This window comes from Nocardioides ochotonae, from assembly GCF_011420305.2.
GTDB lineage: Bacteria > Actinomycetota > Actinomycetes > Propionibacteriales > Nocardioidaceae > Nocardioides > Nocardioides ochotonae.
The window spans coordinates 2085512-2103404 of record NZ_CP061769.1 but is presented as its reverse complement, the minus strand read 5'-3'; the positions used below and the strand labels follow the sequence as shown (position 1 = coordinate 2103404).

Sequence of the window (17893 nt, the reverse complement as noted above, 5' to 3'; positions counted from 1 at the left end):
GCCGCCCCTCCGTTCCAGGGGGAGCATCACCACCACTCGAACGCCGAGTCGGCGCCCATGGCGCGCCGACTCGGCGTTCGTGGTCGTGCGAGCACTCGCGCCGACTCGCGGTGGGGTCAGCGGAGGCGGGAGGCAGCGGGGAGGTCGAGGTGGACGAGCGTCTCGTCGGTGCCGCCCACCCACGCCGCGGGTACGTCGACGCGCGGGGGGCGGGGGGTGGCGAGCGCCTGGGCGACCGCGTCGGCCTTGCCCTCGCCGCTGACCAGCAGCCACACCGCGCGGGCGCGGGCGAGCGCGTCGAAGGTGAGGCTGATCCGGGTCGGTGGCGGCTTGGGGGAGTCGTGAACCGCCACAGTGGGCCGGCCGCCGACGTCCAGGGCGGGGTGGCCGGGGAAGAGCGAGGCGACGTGGGCGTCGGGGCCCAGCCCGAGCATCACCACGTCGAAGGCGTCGGCGCCGTGCGCGGCAAGCTGTGCGGCGTAGACGTCCGCGCCGTCCTCGGCCGTGGCGGCGGTGTCGGTGGAGGCCATCGCGAACACCTTCGCGGGGTCGACCGGGACCCGGTCGAGCAGGTCGGCGTGCGCCTGGCCCGCGTTGCGCTCGGGGTCCTCGGCGGCGACGAACCGCTCGTCCCCCCACCAGACGACGACGCGCGACCAGTCGACGCCCGAGCCGGGGGAGAGCCGGGCGACCTCGCGGTGCACCTCGCGGGCGATGGTGCCGCCTGTCAGCACGATCTGCGGCTCACGCCCCGCGGCCTGTACGTCGGCCAGCCGCTCGAGCAGCGCCCGGGCGACGGCGGTGGCGAGCGCGGCGGCGTCGTCGTGGCGGACCACCACTGCCGCGCTCATGCGCGCTCCGCCTCGCCCCGCAGCACGTGCGCGGCGGTCTCGGCGTAGATCTCGTCCTCGTCGAGGCGCCGAAGCTCCTCGGCGAGCAGCGCGGGCAGGTCGCGGCGGCGGAGCGCGGTCGGCCGGTCCGGCCGCCCCGGGGAGCTGAAGCTCGCCAGCCGGCCGTCGGGCCGGTCCAGCCGGATCGGTCCCTGGCGGGTCTCGAGCTCGACCTCGGTGATCCCGGGCCCCTCGGTGCTGCGTCGCTCGATCGGCACCTTCAGCCGGCTGCCCAGCCATGCGGCGAGCAGGTCCGCGCTCGGGTTGTGCCGCTCGGCGGCGACCAGTCCGGCGGTGACGGTGAGGTGCTGCTGGTCCAGGGCACCTGCGAGCAGTGCGCGCCACGGCGTGAGCCGGGTCCAGGCCAGGTCGGTGTTCCCCCGCGTGTACGACGCGCACTGGCGCTTCAGGGCGACCGTACGCGCCTTCGTGGCACTCGCGCTGTCGGTGATGCGCCGCTGCGCGAGCGCGCCGAGCGGGTCCGCGGCGGGGTCCTCGGGGGCGTCGGTCGGCCACCAGGCGACGACGGGGGAGTCGGGCAGCAGCAGCGGCAGCACCACGGACTCGGGGTGCCGGGTCACCTCGCCGCTGAGCCGGATCAGCGCGGTCTCGCCGCTCCATCCGGCGCCGATGCCGACCTGGGCGTCCACGCTGCCCCGGCCCCGGCCGTCGCCGATGATCACACCCAGCACCCGGGCGGGATGCTCGTGGGAGGCTTGGCGGGCGACGCGCATGGCGTCCTCGGCCTGGTCCTCGTCGACCACGACCACGAGCGTCATCACCATGCCCATCGCCGGGCTGCCGGCCCGGGTGCGGGCGCGCACGAACTCCGCCGCGATCGCCGAGGAGGTGGTGTCGGTCAGCTCCAGCATGCTGCTCCTCCGTTCACGGCCGGCGCCAGACACGTCCGTCGCGCCGCAGCATGGCGTCGGCGGACTCGGGTCCCCAGGTGCCGGCGGGGTAGGGGTCCGGCTTGCCCTTGCGCGCCCAGGCCTCCAGCACGGGATCGAGGATCTGCCAGGACAGCTCGACCTCCTCGTGGCGGGGAAAGAGCGGCGGGTCGCCGAGCAACACGTCGAGGATCAGCCGCTCGTAGGCCTCCGGGGAGGCCTCGGTGAACGAGCCGCCGTAGGCGAAGTCCATCGACACGTCGCGGATCTCCAAGGTCGTGCCCGGCACCTTGGAGCCGAACCGCACGGTCATGCCCTCGTCGGGCTGCACCCGGACCACGATCGCGTTCTGGGTGAGCTCCTCGGTCGAGGTTGCGCTGAACGGCAGGTGCGGGGCCCGCTTGAAGACCACCGCCACCTCGGTCACCCGTCGCCCGAGCCGCTTGCCGGTGCGCAGGTAGAACGGCACACCGGCCCAGCGCCGGTTCTCGACGTTCAGGGTGACCGCGGCGTACGACTCGGTGGTCGACCCGGGCGGCATGCCCTCCTCCTCGAGGAAGCCCAGGACCTTCTCCCCGCCGGCCCAGCCGCCGACGTACTGACCGCGGGCGGTGGTGAGGTCGAGGCGGCGGGGAAGCACGATCGAGGAGAGCAGCTTCTGCTTCTCCAGTCGCAGGGTCTTGGCGTCGAAGGCGGGCGGCTCCTCCATCGCGACGAGGGCCATCAGCTGGAGCAGGTGGTTCTGGATCACGTCGCGGGCGGCGCCGATGCCGTCGTAGTAGCCGGCGCGGCCGCCGATCCCGCCGTCCTCGGCCATCGTGATCTGCACGTGGTCGACGTAGTTGGCGTTCCAGATGGGCTCGAAGACGGTGTTCGCGAAGCGGATCGCGAGGATGTTCTGCACCGTCTCCTTGCCGAGGTAGTGGTCGATGCGGAAGATCGAGTCCTCGGGGAAGACCTCGCTCAGCGCCCGGTCCAGCTCGCGCGCGGACTCCAGGTCGTGGCCGAACGGCTTCTCGACCACCACCCGGCGCCACGAGCCGTCGGGTACGTCGGCGAGCCCGTGCTGCTTGAGGCGCTGCACGACGGTGCCGAAGGAGCCCGGCGGGATCGCGAGGTAGAAGGCGTGGTTGCCGTCGGTGCCGCGCGCAGCGTCGAGCTCGTCGACGGTCGCGCGCAACCGCTCGAAGGCCCCGGGGTCGTCGAAGGACCCCGGGACGAACCGCACGCCCTCGGAGAGCTGCTCCCAGACCTCCTCGCGGAACTCGGTGCGCGCATGCTCCTTGACCGAGTCGTGCACGATCTGCGCGAAGTCCTGGTCGGCCCAGTCACGGCGGGCGAACCCCACCAGGCTGAAGCCGGGCGGCAGCAGGCCCCGATTGGCGAGGTCGTAGATCGCCGGCATCAGCTTCTTGCGGGACAGGTCGCCGGTCACGCCGAACAGCACCAGGCCGCACGGGCCCGCGATGCGGGGCAGGCGACGGTCCCGGGGATCCCGCAGCGGGTTCTGCCAGGTCATCGCGCGCCCGCCCTCAGCCGAGCGTCGTGCGTACGACGTCGAGGCCGGCGGGTGACTCCACGTGCAGCCGCAGCACCGGGCGACCGTGCCCGGCGAGCACCTGCCCGTCACCGACCGCTTGGGCGGTGATGAACTCCTGGAAGGTGAAGGAGCGCCCCGGTACGGCGAGGTCGGCCGCGGGGGCGGAGGTGACCTGGAGGAAGACGCCTGTCGCGGGTCCACCCTTGTGGTACTGGCCGGTGGAGTGCAGGAACCGCGGGCCCCAGCCGAAGGTCACCGGGCGGCCGGTGCGGAGCGCCAGCCGGTCACGGGTCTCCGCGAGCGCGGCGTCACGGTGCCGGTCGAGGTAGGCCTGGACCGCGAGGTAGCCGTGGTCGGGGTCCAGCCTGGCCAGCAGCGCCGCCACCGCGTCGGCGACGGTGGCGGTGGCCTCGGGCAGCCAGCCGTCGGAGGCGTAGACGGTGACCGGCCCGTCGGTGAAGACCGGGGTGGGGGAGGGCGCGGCACCGTCGAGCATGCTGCGTGCGGCGGCCTTCGCGCTCTCCACGTCGGGCTGGTCGAAGGGGTTGATGCCCATCACCCGGCCGGCGACGGCGGTGGCGTACTCCCAGAGGAGCATCTGCGCGCCGAGCGGGAGGTCGAGGTGGGCGCGCCAGCCGGAGGCCACCTCCACGGCGGCCGCGGCGTCGCTGTCCGCGCCGTACGTCGCGAGCAGCACGTCGGGGTGGCGGGCGGTCTGTGCCGCGGCCTCGAGCGAGCCGACGACGACCGGCAGGATGCCGTGGCCGTCCTTGCCGGTGGACTCGGCCACCAGCTGCTCGACCCAGTCGCCGAGGCCCGGGTAGCGGTCCCCGGCACCGGCCAGCGCGAGCTTGTCGACCCCGGCCAGGTTGGCCGCCCCCAGAAGGGAGCCGAGCACGAGCCCGGGGTTGTCGGAGCTGTTCTTCTCGAGGGCGGGCCGCACCGACTCGGCCTGATCGAGCAGACCGGCGATGTCGGCACCGGCGAGGCCGCTGGGCACCAGGCCGAAGGCGGTGAGCGCGGAGTAGCGCCCGCCGACCTCGGGGTCGGCGAGGAAGACCCGGTAGCCGGCCTCGCGGGCCGACTGCTCGAGCGGGGAGCCGGGGTCGGTGACGACCACGATCCGCTCGGCGGGGTCGATGCCCGCGTCGCGGAAGGCCTGCTCGTAGGCACGGCGCTGGCTGTCGGTCTCGACGGTGCCGCCGGACTTGGAGGAGACCACCACGACGGTGTCGTCGAGGCGGTCCTCGATCGTGCGTCGTACGACGTCGGGCGCGGAGGAGTCGAGGACCTCGATCTCCACACCGGCGGCCGCGCAGATCACCTCCGGGGCGAGCGAGGAGCCGCCCATCCCGCAGAGCACGACGCGGGCAAGACCGCGTGAGCGGAGCTCGACGCCGAGCACGGAGATCTCGGTGACCAGGTCACGCGAGGTCTGGCTCAGGCCCACCCAGTCCAGGCGCTTGGCGGCCTCGTCGACGGCCGCCTCGCCCCACAGCGTGGGGTCGCGGTCGGCCATCCGGCTGGCGACCTGGTCGGTGACGAGGCGGTCCAGGACCTCCCCGTACTGCGACCCGGCGGGCGTGCTGACGGCGATCGCCCCTGACTCGTCCCACGCCATCGCCCAGGTCACGCGTTCGCCTGCTCCATCTGGCCGCGGACGGTCGCGACGAGCTCATCCCAGGACTTCACGAACTTCTCGACGCCCTCGGTCTCCAGGGCCACGAGCACGTCGGCGAAGTCGACACCGACCTCCTCAAGGCGGGCGAGGACCGCGCGGCCCTCGTCCTCACGGCCGGTGACCACGTCGCCGCGGACCTCGCCGTGGTCGGCGAAGGCCTCGAGGGTCTTCTCCGGCATCGTGTTGACCGTGCCGCCGACGACCAGGTCGGTGACGTAGAGGGTGTCGGGGTAGTCGGGGTTCTTGACCCCGGTCGAGGCCCACAGCGGGCGCTGGACGTTGGCGCCGGCCTCGGCCAGCGCGCGCCAGCGCTCGGAGCCGACGACCTCGGCGTACGCGCCGTACGCGATCTGGGCGTTGGCGATCGCCGCCTTGCCACGCAGCTCGAGCGCCTCCGGGGTGCCGATCTTCTCCAGCCGGGCGTCGACCTCGGTGTCGACGCGGGAGACGAAGAACGACGCGACGGACTGGATGCTCGACAGGTCGAGGCCCGCCTCCTTCGCCCGCTCCAAGCCGGCGAGGTAGGCGTCCATGACGGCGCGGTAGCGCTCCTCGGAGAAGATCAGCGTCACGTTCACGCTGATCCCCTCGCCGATCACCGTGGTGATCGCGCTGAGCCCGGCCTGCGTGGCCGGGATCTTGATGAGGACGTTCGAGCGGTCGACGGCCTTGAAGAGGGCACGTGCCGAGGCGATGGTGCCCTCGGTGTCCTGGGCGAGGTCGGGCTCGACCTCGATCGAGACCCGCCCGTCGCCGGCGGAGGTGCCGGCGAGCGGGGCGAGCACGTCGCAGGCGTTGCGGACGTCCTCGGTGGTGAGCTCGAAGATCACCTCGTCGACGCTGCGGCCCTCGGCGACCAGGCGCCGCACCTGCTCGTCGTAGCGCTCGCCGTTGGCGATCGCGCCGGCGAAGATCGTCGGGTTCGTGGTCACCCCCACGACCGAGCGCTCCTTGGTCAGCTCGGCCAGGTTGCCGGTCTCGATCCGCTCCCGGGAGAGGTCGTCGAGCCAGATCGAGACGCCGGCGTCGGCCAGTGCCTGCAGACGGTCACTCATGTACTGCCTCCTGAAGTCGTGGTGGTGAAGTACCCGAGCGGGGCGTGCTCAGACCGACGAGACCCGGACGCTGTCGCGCGCGGCGTCGGCCACGGCCTCGCCGGTGATGCCGTACTCGGCGTACATGCGCTGGTAGTCGGCCGAGGCGCCGAAGGTGTCGATCGACACGATGCGGCCGTGGTCGCCGACGATCTCGCGCCAGCCCATGGCCACGCCGGCCTCCACCGAGACGCGCGCCTTGACGGTGGGCGGGATCACGGTCTCGCGGTAGGCCTCCTCCTGGGCGTCGAACCACTCGCGGCACGGCATCGAGACCACGCGGGCGCGGATGCCGTCGGCGGCGAGGAGCTCGCGGGCCGCGACCGCGACCTGGACCTCCGAGCCGGTGCCGATCAGCACGACGTCGGGCAGCCCGCCGTCGGCGTCGAGCAGCACGTAGCCGCCGCGGTGGACGTTGGAGGTGTCGCTGAAGCCGTCGGTGCCGCGAGGGAAGACCGGGACGTTCTGGCGGGTCAGCGCCAGGCCGGCGGGGCGGTCGGTGTGGGAGAGGATCGCTGCCCAGGCGGCGGCGGTCTCGTTGGCGTCGGCCGGGCGGACGACGTCGAGGCCCGGGATCGCGCGCAGCGCGGCGAGGTGCTCGATCGGCTGGTGGGTCGGGCCGTCCTCGCCGAGGCCGATGGAGTCGTGGGTCCACACGTAGGTGACCGGCAGGCCCATCAGCGCCGCCAGACGCACCGAGCCACGCATGTAGTCGGAGAACGTGAGGAAGGTGCCGCCGAACACGCGGGTGCCGCCGTGCAGGGCGATGCCGTTCATGATCGCGCCCATGCCGTGCTCGCGGATGCCGAAGTGCAGCACCCGGCCGGCGGCGGGGTCGCCCTGCCACTGGTCGGTGGTGCGGTCCGCCGGGATGAACGAGGGGACGCCCTTGATCGTGGTGTTGTTGGACTCGGCCAGGTCGGCCGAGCCGCCCCAGAGCTCGGGCATCAGCGGGGCGACGGCGTTGATCACCGCGCCGGAGGCCTTGCGCGTGGCCATCCCCTTGGGGTCGGCGTCGAAGGTCGGCAGCGCGGCGGCGAGGCCCTCGGGCAGCGCACGGGTCTGCATGCGCTCCCAGGCGGCCAGCGCCTCCTTCGAGGCGCGCTCGCGCCAGGCGGCGAAGCCGGCCTGCCAGTCGGCCTGGGCCTGCTTGCCGCGGGCGACCAGGCTGCGGGTGTGCTCGATGACGTCGGTGGGGACCTCGAAGTCCTGCTCGGGGTCGAAGCCGAGGATCTTCTTGGTGGCCGCGACCTCGTCGGCGCCGAGGGCGGAGCCGTGCGAGGCGCCGGTGCCCTGGGCGTTCGGCGCGGGCCAGGCGATCACCGTGCGCAGCACGATGAAGCTGGGTCGGTCGGTCACGGCGTGGGCGGCCTGCACGGCGTCCCACAGCTGCGGGACGTCCTCGACGTACGTCGTGCCGTCCTGGGTCCAGTCGACGGTCTGCACGTGCCAGCCGTAGGCCTCGTAGCGCTTCGCGACGTCCTCGGTGAACGCGACGTCGGTGTCGCCCTCGATCGAGATCCGGTTGGCGTCGTAGATCACGGTGAGGTTGCCGAGCTGCTGGGTGCCGGCGAGCGAGGACGCCTCGGCGCTCACGCCCTCCTGCACGTCGCCGTCGCTGCAGATCGCGTAGATCTGGTGGTCGAACGGCGACTCGCCGGGTGCGGCGTCGGGGTCGAGCAGGCCGCGCTCGCGGCGGGCGGCCATGGCCATGCCGATGGCGTTGCCGATGCCCTGGCCGAGCGGCCCGGTGGTGGTCTCGACGCCGGCGGTGTGGCCGAACTCGGGGTGGCCGGGGGTCTTGCTGCCCCAGGTGCGCAGCGACTTGATGTCCTCGATCTCCAGGCCCCAGCCGCCGAGGAAGAGCTGGTTGTAGAGCGTGATCGAGGAGTGGCCGGCGGAGAGGACGAAGCGGTCGCGGCCGGCCCAGTTCGGGTCCGCCGGGTTGTGGCGCATGACCTTCTGGAACAGCAGGTACGCCGCGGGAGCCAGGCTCATCGCGGTGCCCGGGTGACCGTTGCCGACCCGCTGCACCGCGTCCATCGCGAGGGTGCGGGCCGTGTTCACGGCCTTGTCGTCGATGTCGTTCCAGTCCAGGGCAGCAGCAGTGCTCACAGGGTTCCTCTCGCGGGGCTTCGGGCGATACCGAGCCTACTCACGTCGCGGGATAGACTCAGCATCGCTCCACGCTTCCGAACATCTTCGAGGACACCAGTGACGTACGTCGGCCAGCCGGCCCCCGCTGCACCGCCGCAGTCGACCGGCGGCGAGTCCGGTCGGGCCACCTTCAAGGACGTCGTCGCGGCGTACGTCGGCCTCACCAAGCCCCGCGTCATCGAGCTGCTGCTCCTGACCACGGTGCCGGTGATGTTCTTCGCCCAGCGCGGTGTCCCGCCGCTCGGACTGGTCGCCGCGACGGTCGTCGGTGGCGCGTTCTCGGCCGGGTCCGCCTCGGTCTTCAACTGTGTCTACGACCGCGACATCGACGAGCAGATGCGCCGCACCCGCCGGCGCGCGCTGCCTCGCCACATCGTCTCGGCGCGCTCCGCGCTGGTCTTCGGGGTCGTGCTGGCGGTGCTGTCGACGGTGGTGCTGGCCCTCTGGGTGAACTGGCTCTCCGCCGGTCTCTCGCTCGGCGCCAATGCCTTCTACGTCTTCGTCTACACGATGCTGCTCAAGCGGCGCACCACCCAGAACATCGTCTGGGGCGGTCTCGCCGGCTGCTTCCCGGCGCTGATCGGTTGGACCGCCGTGACCGGCGAGCTGTCCTGGGTCCCGGTCGTGCTGTTCATGGTGGTGTTCTTCTGGACGCCGCCGCACACCTGGGCGCTGGCGCTGCGCTACCGCGAGGACTACGCCAACGTCGACGTCCCGATGCTGCCCGTGGTGGCACCGGCCCACGTCGTGGGCCGCCAGATCGTGCTCTACAGCTGGGTGATGGTCGCGACCTCGCTGCTGCTGTGGCCGGTCGCCGACACCAGCCTGGTCTACCCGGTCGTCGCAGCGGTGCTGGGTGCGGTCTTCCTGGTGCAGGCGCACCGGATGTGGGCGCGGACCAGGACCACCGACGACCTCGCGGTGATCCAGCCGATGCAGCTGTTCCACTCCTCGAACCTCTACCTCACCCTGCTCTTCGTGGCGGTCGCACTCGACCCGATCCTGGGTCTCTGAGCGCAGGCCCCACCTCGACGCGGGCGGGGCGCTAGCGTCGCGGCATGGATCGTGCTGCCGGCGTCCGGCTGCTGCAGGAACCCGACTGGGCCTGGCGCCGTCGCGGTCCCACCGCGTCTGCGGTCGACGCCTTCGGCGTACGAGGTGGGTCGTTGCGGCGATTGCCCGGGGGAGCCGGACACGTCTGGACCGACGGCCGGCTGGTGCTCAAGCCGGTCGGCTGCGTGCCGGAGCACACCTGGGTCTGCGAGGTGTACGCCGCCTGGACGAGCGACGAGGTACGGGTCCCGCGGCCGGTGGCCCCGGCAGCCGGCCCGGGCGCCGGGTGGTCGGTGGAGGGCTGGGGCGCCCACGTCTTCCTGCCCGGCCGTGACGCCGACCAGTCCCGCGACCTGGCGCGGATCAGGGAGGCGAGCGACGCCTTCCACCGCGCGGTCGCGGACCTGCCTCGGCCGGCGTTCATGGACCGCCGCGACGACCCGTGGGCCTTCGGCGACCGGCTGGCGTGGGAGGGCGCCGAGCCGGAGGGGGACCCGGCGACCCTTGCGCTGATCGCGCGGCTGCGCGCGGCGCTCTCACCGGTGCGGGGACCCGACCAGCCGATCCACGGCGACGTGCTGCCCAACGTGCTGGTGGCGGACCGGCTCACCCCGGCCGTGATCGACTGGCCGCCGTACTTCCGGCCGGCGGGGACGGCGATCGCGGTGGCCGTCACCGACGCGGTGACCTTCCGCGGCGCGCCGCTCTCGCTGCTCGAGGAGTGGAAGTCCGGACCGGACTGGGACCAGCTGCTGATCCGCGCCCTGCTCTACCGCCTCGGCCCGACCGGCATCTTTGCGGCTCGCAACCGGCTGATGGGCAGCCTCGTCACGCACGTGGAGCGGGTGCGACCGGTCGTCGATGCGGTGCTCGCGCGTTTACAGGCCGGATGAGTCGCGCGACAACCATCCACCGCCTTCGCTCGTCCCACTGTCATGAGATCCCAGATGACGGTGTCCGGCGTCGTGCTTGGGCTCGTGCTCGCCCTGTCGACGTCGTGCGGTGGCTCCGCCGGCGACCGGCCGCAGGATGCGACTGCAGGCGACTCGGCGAGGAGCAAGTCGTCCGTCTCGTCCCGCCCGCCGTCGGTGACCGGGCCCGATCCGCGGGTGCACAGGCACTCGGGCGCCTACGACCTGGTGCTCCAGGATGTCTCGGTGGTGCAGCGCGAGGCCCACGACCGGGTCGTGCTGAGGTTCGCCGGCACCGGCAGGCCCGGTTGGGCCGCGCGGTTCGTCGCGGAGGCGGTGCTGGAGGGAAGCGGCAGGATCGTCGACCTCGACGGTGACACGATCCTCCGGCTCGACATCACCGGGACCCCGACCCGTGCGTCGGTCGACGATGCTCCCGTTCGCACCCGGCTCGGTGGTGACGTCGTCGACCTGCGGGCGAGCGGTGCGTGGGAGGGCATGACGCACGTCTTCATCGGGCTCCGCGGCGGTCGCGGCGCGTACCGGATCGACGTTCGCGCCACGCCTGCACGTCTGGTCGTCGATCTCGGGTGACCCGCGCCGCCGTGCTGGGCGTTCACCGGTCGGTGTGTGTCGTGCGACGCCGAACAGTCCCACCGGGTTGTCGACGGTTCCCACGCCCCACACCACGTGTGCAGCGTCGACAACCCCGCGTTACAAGCGGGTGGGCGGCACCGGAGCCTCGGCGGCCTCGAGCTCGCGCGGGTGGCGTACGGCGACCAGCACCCACGCGATCGCGGCGGAGGTGAGGGAGGCGCCGAGCATGTGGAAGCCGACCAGGACGATCGGCAGGTCGGTGAAGTACTGCACGAAGCCGATGGCGCCCTGCCCGATCTGCACGGCGAACAGCGCCCACAGCGCGCGGCGTGCGGAGGCGCCCTGGCGCCAGGCGTGGACGGCGAAGAGCAGGCCCACCGTGGCGCCGATGAAGAAGAACACCGCGTCGGCGTGCAGCTGGCTCATCTGCGCCGGGTCCAGGCCGTTGCGCGGGGAGTCGGCGTCGCCCGCGTGCGGGCCGGCGCCGGTGACCATCGTGCCGATGTAGAGCACGACCCAGCCGGCGGCGAAGACCACCCAGGCCAGCCCCACCACCGGTCCGCGGGCACGCGGCAGGTCGTCGCCGCGCACCACCAGCTGGATGAAGCGCACCGCCAGGCAGATGATCAGGAACGAGCAGATCAGGTGCAGCGAGACGATCCACGGATTCAGGTCGGTCAGCACCGTGATGCCGCCGATCACCGCCTGTGCGGGGATGCCGACGCCCATCCAGAGGGCGAGCCAGATCAGCGAGCGGCGACCGGTGCGGACCGCGGCGATGAACGTCGCGATGGCGATCGCCGCGAGCACGAAGGTGAGCAGCCGGTTGCCGAACTCGATCACGCCGTGGATGCCGTACTCGGCATGCGGTGTGTAGGACTCGTCGGTGCAGCGAGGCCAGGTCGGGCAGCCCAGGCCGGAGCCCGTCAGCCGGACGACGGCGCCGGTCACGACCAGCGCCATGTTGGCGACCAGGCTGCTCCAGCCGAGGCCGAGCACCCACCGGTGGCCGGCGGGACGCTCGACCCGCTCCACGTCGGTCGGGTCGGTCGAGGTGGCGGTCACGAGCAGATCACTCCCACTTGAAGGTGCGCGCGCTGAGCGCGGCGCCGAGAACTGTCCAGATCAGGAGGACGGCGATCGCGGGCCACGCGATCGTGCCGTCGATCAGGGCATCGCGCATGCCCTCTCCGAGCGCACCCGATGGTAGCCACTGCACGAGCCCCTCGAAGCCCCCGTACGCCGTGGCAGGCAGCACAACGGCGCCGCAGGCCATCAGCAGCAGGTAGATCAGGTTCGCCGCGGCCAGGGTCGCCTCCGCTCGCAGCGCCCCGGCGACCAGCAGGCCGAGGGAGGCGAAGGCGGCGGTACCGGCGGCGATGATCAGCAGGACCCCCATCACCCCGGCCACGCCCGGCTCCGGCGACCAGCCGAGCCCGAGTGCCACCGCCGAGAGGACGACGAGCTGGAGCAGCTGCACGAGCAGCAGCGCCAGCACCTTGCCCGCGAGCAGGCCGGAGCGCGGCAGCGGCGAGCTGCCGAGCCGCTTGATGACGCCGTAGCGGCGCTCGAAGCCGGTCGCGATCGCGAGCGCGGTGAACGAGGTGGACATCACCGCGAGCGCCAGCACCCCGGGGGTGAAGACGTCGACGGCCGGGTGGTCGAGGTCCAGGCTGAGCCGGTCCGATCCGGCGACCGCCGCCACCAGCACCACGACGGGGACCACGACGGCGAGCAGCAGCTGCTCGCCGTTGCGCAGCATCAGCCGCGCCTCCATCGAGGCCTGGGCGAGCACCATCCGCCCGAACGGCGCGGCGCCGGGCCGTGGGCTGAAGGTGCCGGCGGCACCGGCCCGAGGGCCGTGCTGAGGGCCGGTCTGAGGGGTGGTCACGAGGCGAGCTCCCGTCCGGTGAGCTGGAGGAAGACGTCCTCGAGGTTGCGGGCGCCGAGGTTGAGCGACTCGGGCAGCACGTCGTGCTCGGCGCACCACGCGGAGATCTTCGCCAGGGTGGTGCCGTCGGCGGGGCCGCTCACCACCATGCTGAGGTCGTCGACCTGGGTGACCGACGTCGCGTCGCCGAGGACCCGGCGCAGCGACTCTGGAGCACCGGGCGGGAACGGCCGGGTGACGACGAGCCGGATGGTGGCCACCGATCCGCCGCGGGTCAGCTCAAGCGGAGTGCCCGAGGCCACGAGCCGGCCGTGATCGACGATGTGGACCTGGTCGGCGAGGCGCTCGGCCTCCTCCATGTAGTGGGTGGTGAGCACGACCGTGACGCCGTCGCGGCGCAGCTCGCCGAGCAGCTCCCAGATCGTGCGGCGCATCTGCGGGTCGACGCCCGCGGTCGGCTCGTCGACGAAGACCACCTCGGGCCGCCCGACCAGCGCCATCGCCAGACCGAGGCGCTGCTGCTGGCCGCCGGAGAGCCGCCGGTACGGCGTGCGTCCGCACTCCTCCAAGCCGAGGCGCTCGGAGAGCACGTCGAGGTCGAGGGGGTGGGCGTGCAGCTTCGCGACGTGGCGCAGCATCTCGCTCGCGCGCACCCCGCTCCAGGCACCACCGCCCTGCAGCATCACCCCGATGCGGGGGAGCAGCTCGCGGCGCTGGCGGACCGGGTCCAGCCCGAGCACGCGCACCGTGCCGGCCTGGGGTCGTCGGTAGCCCTCGCAGGTCTCGAGGGTGGTCGTCTTCCCGGCGCCGTTGGGGCCGAGGACAGCGGTGATGGTGTGGCGCTCGACGGTCAGGGAAAGGTCGTCGACTGCGACCTTGTCGCCGTACCTCATCACCAGCCCGTCGACAGCCACTGCAGGGGCGTCGGGCACCACCCCAGTCTAGGGATCCCTCGCCGGCGGGGCTGGCGAGGGGCCTGTGACGGACGCGGCCTAGGGTTTGGGACGTGAATGTCTGGCTCCTGGTCATCGTCCTGGCACTGGTGGCCATCGGCGTCGTCGCGACGATCGTGCTGCTCGCCAAGGACGAGACGGCCGGCGACCCGACCTTCGCCCTGCTGGCCGCGATCGAGGTGATCCTGCTGGTGCAGGTGGTGTGGGGACTGGCCACCATGTCGGGGGACTCGATGGACCGCGCGACGTTCGTGGGCTACCTGATCGCGGTGCCGCTGATCCTCCCGCTGGGCGCGTTCTGGTCACTGGCCGAGCGCACCCGCGCCGGGACCGCCGTGCTGCTCGTGTCCTTGGTCACGGTCGCGGCCCTCGAGCTGCGCATCGACACCCTCTGGGGCGGCGGTGCGTGACCTCGCCGCGGGTCCCGGCCGGATCCTGGTCGCCGCCTACTCCGTCTTCGCGATCGCGGCGACCGGCCGCTCGCTGACCCAGCTGCTGCTGCAGGCCGACCGCGCACCCCTGGCGTACTCGCTCTCGTTGGTCGCGGCGGTCATCTACATCGTCGCCACCGCCTGCCTGGTGATCGGCGGCCCCCGCGCCTGGCGGGTCGCGGTCGTGGCCTGCGCGGTCGAGGCGCTCGGCGTCCTGGTGGTCGGCACCCTGTCGCTCGTCGCGCCGGAGCTGTTCCCCGACCGCACGGTGTGGTCCCACTTCGGCCAGGGCTACGCGTTCCTGCCGCTGGTGCTGCCGTTCGCCGGGCTCTGGTGGCTGCGGCGCACCGCTCCCGGCGCCTGATCCGCCGGCGCCACGGGCCGGGCGGGTAAGGGTGACCTTCCTTGAAGCGCCCCGAGCAATAACGGCACACTACTGTTGTGGAATTGATCGAGGGGCGCCTGCGAGGTGACGACCTGCCGACCCGGCAGCGCGTCGCCCGCTCGATCCTCGACAACGGCCCCTCGACCGCCGCCGACCTCGCCGAGCGTCTCGACCTGACGCCGGCCGCCGTACGCCGCCACCTCGACCTGCTGGTCGACGACGGCCAGGTCGAGGTCCGCGAGCCGCGTGCCCACGGCCAGCGTGGCCGCGGGCGCCCGGCCAAGGTGTTCGCGCTCACCGAGAGCGGGCGCGACCACTTCGACCAGGCCTACGACGACCTGGCGGCCCAGGCGCTGCGCTTCCTCGCCGAGACGGGTGGCGACGAGGCGGTCCGGGAATTCTCCCGGCGCCGGGTGGCTTTCATCGAGGAGAGGTTCCACCGGGTCAGCGCAGCCGACCCGTCGCTGGGGCCTGCAGAGGTCCTCGCCCGCGTCTTCACCGACGAGGGGTACGCCGCGGCGGTCCGTGACCTCGGTCCGATCAACGGCAAGCCGATGGGGGAGCAGCTGTGCCAGCAGCACTGCCCGGTCTCCCACGTTGCCCACGAGTTCCCCCAGCTGTGCGAGGCGGAGACCGAGGCCATCAGCCGGGTCCTCGGTCGCCACGTGCAGCGGCTGGCGACCATCGCCCACGGCGACGGCGTCTGCACCACGAGCATCCCGAACGTTTCGAGCACCACCAATGAGAAGGAGCAGGTCACTCCATGACCTCCATCGAGGAGCTGAACCCCGAGCTCAAGGGCATCGGTCGGTACGACTTCGGCTGGGCCGACCCTGACGTCGCCGGCGCCGAGGCGCAGCGCGGCCTCAACGAGCACGTCGTTCGCGACATCTCCGCCAAGAAGGACGAGCCCCAGTGGATGCTCGACCTGCGGCTCAAGGGTCTGAAGCTCTTCGGGCGCAAGCCCATGCCGACCTGGGGCTCCGACCTCGGCGGCATCGACTTCGACAACATCAAGTACTTCGTGCGGTCCTCGGAGAAGCAGGCGACCTCCTGGGAGGAGCTGCCCGAGGACATCAAGAACACCTACGACAAGCTCGGCATCCCCGAGGCGGAGAAGCAGCGCCTCGTCGCCGGTGTCGCGGCGCAGTACGAGTCCGAGGTCGTCTACCACTCGATCCGCGAGGACCTCGAGGAGCAGGGCGTCCTGTTCCTGGACACCGACACCGCACTGAAGGAGCAGCCGGAGCTCTTCCAGGAGTACTTCGGCACCGTCATCCCCGTCGGTGACAACAAGTTCGCCGCGCTCAACACCTCGGTGTGGTCCGGCGGCTCGTTCATCTACGTGCCCAAGGGCGTCCACGTGGACATCCCGCTGCAGGCCTACTTCCGGATCAACACCGAGAACATGGGCCAGTTCGAGCGCACGCTGATCATCGTCGACGAGGGCGCCTACGTGCACTACGTCGAGGGCTGCACCGCGCCGATCTACTCCTCGGACTCGCTGCACTCCGCGGTCGTGGAGATCATCGTCAAGAAGGGCGGCCGCTGCCGCTACACGACCATCCAGAACTGGTCGAACAACGTCTACAACCTCGTCACCAAGCGCGCGGTCTGCGAGGCCGGCGCCACGATGGAGTGGGTCGACGGCAACATCGGCTCCAAGGTGACCATGAAGTACCCGGCCGTCTACCTGATGGGCGAGCACGCCAAGGGCGAGACGCTCTCGATCGCGTTCGCCGGCGAGGGCCAGCACCAAGACGCCGGCGCCAAGATGGTCCACGCGGCGCCGCACACCTCCAGCTCGATCCTGAGCAAGTCGGTGGCGCGCGGTGGCGGGCGGACGTCGTACCGCGGCCTGATTCAGGTCAACGAGGGCGCCTACGGCTCGAAGTCCAACGTGCTGTGCGACGCGCTGCTGGTCGACCAGATCAGCCGCTCCGACACCTACCCCTACGTCGACATCCGCGAGGACGACGTGTCGATGGGCCACGAGGCCAGCGTCTCGAAGGTCTCCGACGACCAGCTCTTCTACCTGATGAGCCGGGGCATGGAGCAGGACGAGGCGATGGCGATGATCGTGCGCGGCTTCGTCGAGCCCATCGCCAAGGAGCTTCCGATGGAGTACGCCCTCGAGCTCAACCGTCTCATCGAGCTGCAGATGGAGGGCGCGGTCGGCTGACGCCGGCCTCGTCGCTTCGTCCACCCCGTTCGTAGAAAGAAGATCCGTGACTGCAATCGACACTGCGCGCGACAGCGTGGAGTCTGCCCTCGAGCTGACGCCGGTGGACTCCCACCTGCACCCCGAGGGCTCCTTCGACGTCTCCGACCACCCGGTCCCCACCGGTCGCGAGGAGATCTGGCGCTTCACCCCCCTCAAGCGGCTGCGTGACCTGCACGGCGAGGCCGTGTACGGCGCCGGCGCCACCCAGGTCACCTGGAACACCCCTGCGGGGGTCCGCGTCGAGTCGGTCGAGGGGGATGAGGCCCGCGCCCTGCGCGGCGTGAGCGGCTGGGTCCCCAACGACCGCTTCAGCGCCCGGGTGCTGGCCGAGACCGCCGAGACCCTGCTCGTCGACGTCCCCGCCGAGCTGGAGGTCGCCGAGCCGGTGGTCGTCACCCTCGACGGCACCGACGTCGAGGCCACCGAGGCCGGGCACGTGGTGCTCCGCTTCGGCCGGTTCGCCAAGGCGGTCGTGGTGCTCCAGCACCAGGGCCACGCCTCGCTGGCCCAGGTCGTCGAGGTCGTCGTCGGCGACGGCGCCCAGGTCTCCGTGATCTCGGTGCAGGACTGGGCCGACGACGCGGTGCACCTCGCCCACCACGAGGCGAGCGTCGGCCGCGACGCGTCGTACAAGCACGTGGCGATCTCCTTCGGCGGCGACCTGGTCCGCATGGACGCCAACGTGACGTACGCCGGCCCCGGCGGCTCCGCGGAGATGTACGGCCTGTACTTCGCCGACGCCGGCCAGCACCTCGAGCACCGGCTCTTCGCCGACCACACCGCCCCGCGCACCAAGAGCAACGTCGTCTACAAGGGCGCGCTGCAGGGCGAGGGCGCCCACACCGTGTGGGTGGGCAACGTGCTGATCCGCAAGATCGCGGAGGGCATCGAGACCTACGAGGAGAACCGCAACCTCGTGCTCACCGACGGCTGCCAGGCCGACTCGGTGCCGAACCTCGAGATCGAGACCGGCGAGATCGAGGGCGCCGGTCACGCCTCCGCCGTCGGCCGCTTCGACGACGAGCAGCTGTTCTACCTGCGCTCGCGCGGCATCTCCGAGCCCGAGGCCCGCCGCCTGGTCGTGCACGGCTTCTTCAACGACCTGATCCGCAAGATCGGCATCCCCTCCCTGGAGGAGAAGCTGATGAGCACGGTCGAGGACGAGCTCGCCAAGAACGTTCTGCGGGGAGCCTGAG

The 17893-nt window shown here is 72.0% G+C and carries 17 protein-coding genes; 8 read left to right on the top strand and 9 right to left on the bottom strand.

What is annotated here, in order from left to right; translation table 11 throughout:
- Positions 1-116: 116 nt before the first annotated feature.
- Genes pgl through tkt form a run of 6 tightly spaced genes read right to left on the bottom strand, consistent with a single transcriptional unit; the run spans position 117 to position 8210 of the window.
- Positions 117-851, bottom strand: coding sequence for a 6-phosphogluconolactonase (pgl, locus tag HBO46_RS10200; protein ID WP_166138147.1), 735 nt, complete (start codon positions 849-851; stop codon positions 117-119).
- Positions 848-1762 carry a glucose-6-phosphate dehydrogenase assembly protein OpcA gene (locus HBO46_RS10195; protein ID WP_166138150.1) on the bottom strand — a complete coding sequence of 305 codons (915 nt, stop codon included), beginning with the start codon at positions 1760-1762 and terminating at the stop codon, positions 848-850. Before HBO46_RS10195 ends, pgl begins: the two co-directional genes overlap by 4 nt.
- 13 nt (positions 1763-1775) lie before the next feature.
- Positions 1776-3299, bottom strand: coding sequence for a glucose-6-phosphate dehydrogenase (gene zwf / locus HBO46_RS10190; protein WP_166138153.1), 1524 nt, complete (start codon positions 3297-3299; stop codon positions 1776-1778).
- Between the two features lie 13 nt (positions 3300-3312).
- The gene (locus HBO46_RS10185) at positions 3313-4953 is read right to left on the bottom strand and encodes a glucose-6-phosphate isomerase (protein WP_224769479.1); all 1641 of its coding nucleotides are present in this window, start codon (positions 4951-4953) and stop codon (positions 3313-3315) included.
- Positions 4950-6056, bottom strand: coding sequence for a transaldolase (gene tal / locus HBO46_RS10180; protein ID WP_166138156.1), 1107 nt, complete (start codon positions 6054-6056; stop codon positions 4950-4952). Before tal ends, HBO46_RS10185 begins: the two co-directional genes overlap by 4 nt.
- A 48-nt stretch (positions 6057-6104) precedes the next feature.
- Entirely contained in the window at positions 6105-8210 is a 2106-nt protein-coding gene (gene tkt / locus HBO46_RS10175; protein WP_166138159.1) for a transketolase, read from the bottom strand.
- 99 nt (positions 8211-8309) lie between these two features.
- Between tkt and HBO46_RS10170 the strand changes: the two genes are divergently transcribed.
- The 3 genes from HBO46_RS10170 (at position 8310) to HBO46_RS10160 (ending at position 10810) form a co-directional block, all read left to right on the top strand.
- Positions 8310-9266 carry a heme o synthase gene (locus tag HBO46_RS10170; protein ID WP_166138162.1) on the top strand — a complete coding sequence of 319 codons (957 nt, stop codon included), beginning with the start codon at positions 8310-8312 and terminating at the stop codon, positions 9264-9266.
- Between the two features lie 44 nt (positions 9267-9310).
- The gene (locus HBO46_RS10165; RefSeq protein ID WP_166138165.1) at positions 9311-10198 is read left to right on the top strand and encodes an aminoglycoside phosphotransferase/kinase family protein; all 888 of its coding nucleotides are present in this window, start codon (positions 9311-9313) and stop codon (positions 10196-10198) included.
- A 216-nt stretch (positions 10199-10414) separates the two neighbouring features.
- On the top strand, positions 10415-10810 hold the full coding sequence (locus HBO46_RS10160) for an AMIN-like domain-containing (lipo)protein (RefSeq protein WP_166138167.1): 396 nt from the start codon (positions 10415-10417) through the stop codon (positions 10808-10810).
- A 120-nt stretch (positions 10811-10930) separates the two neighbouring features.
- On the opposite strand, the gene HBO46_RS10155 is transcribed toward HBO46_RS10160, so the two are convergent.
- Genes HBO46_RS10155 through HBO46_RS10145 form a run of 3 tightly spaced genes read right to left on the bottom strand, consistent with a single transcriptional unit; the run spans position 10931 to position 13636 of the window.
- The gene (locus HBO46_RS10155; protein WP_224769478.1) at positions 10931-11878 is read right to left on the bottom strand and encodes a COX15/CtaA family protein; all 948 of its coding nucleotides are present in this window, start codon (positions 11876-11878) and stop codon (positions 10931-10933) included.
- 7 nt (positions 11879-11885) lie between these two features.
- The gene (locus HBO46_RS10150; RefSeq protein ID WP_317983895.1) at positions 11886-12704 is read right to left on the bottom strand and encodes an ABC transporter permease; all 819 of its coding nucleotides are present in this window, start codon (positions 12702-12704) and stop codon (positions 11886-11888) included.
- Positions 12701-13636: an ABC transporter ATP-binding protein gene (locus tag HBO46_RS10145; RefSeq protein WP_166138170.1), complete on the bottom strand. Its 936-nt coding sequence runs from the start codon at positions 13634-13636 to the stop codon at positions 12701-12703. The genes HBO46_RS10150 and HBO46_RS10145 overlap by 4 nt, the downstream gene beginning before the upstream one ends.
- A 74-nt stretch (positions 13637-13710) precedes the next feature.
- On the opposite strand from HBO46_RS10145, the gene HBO46_RS10140 reads away from it, so the two are divergent.
- The 5 genes from HBO46_RS10140 to sufD all read left to right on the top strand — a co-directional run bounded on the left by HBO46_RS10140 (position 13711) and on the right by sufD (position 17892).
- Positions 13711-14067, top strand: coding sequence for a hypothetical protein (locus tag HBO46_RS10140; protein WP_166138173.1), 357 nt, complete (start codon positions 13711-13713; stop codon positions 14065-14067).
- On the top strand, positions 14060-14452 hold the full coding sequence (locus HBO46_RS10135; RefSeq protein ID WP_166138176.1) for a hypothetical protein: 393 nt from the start codon (positions 14060-14062) through the stop codon (positions 14450-14452). Before HBO46_RS10140 ends, HBO46_RS10135 begins: the two co-directional genes overlap by 8 nt.
- Before the next feature lie 83 nt (positions 14453-14535).
- Positions 14536-15240: a helix-turn-helix transcriptional regulator gene (locus HBO46_RS10130; protein WP_191480245.1), complete on the top strand. Its 705-nt coding sequence runs from the start codon at positions 14536-14538 to the stop codon at positions 15238-15240.
- The gene (gene sufB, locus HBO46_RS10125; protein WP_166138182.1) at positions 15237-16655 is read left to right on the top strand and encodes a Fe-S cluster assembly protein SufB; all 1419 of its coding nucleotides are present in this window, start codon (positions 15237-15239) and stop codon (positions 16653-16655) included. The genes HBO46_RS10130 and sufB overlap by 4 nt, the downstream gene beginning before the upstream one ends.
- A gap of 46 nt (positions 16656-16701) precedes the next feature.
- A complete protein-coding gene (sufD, locus tag HBO46_RS10120; protein WP_166138185.1) occupies positions 16702-17892 on the top strand; it encodes a Fe-S cluster assembly protein SufD in 1191 nt (396 codons plus the stop codon).
- The last annotated feature ends 1 nt before the right edge of the window (position 17893 follow it).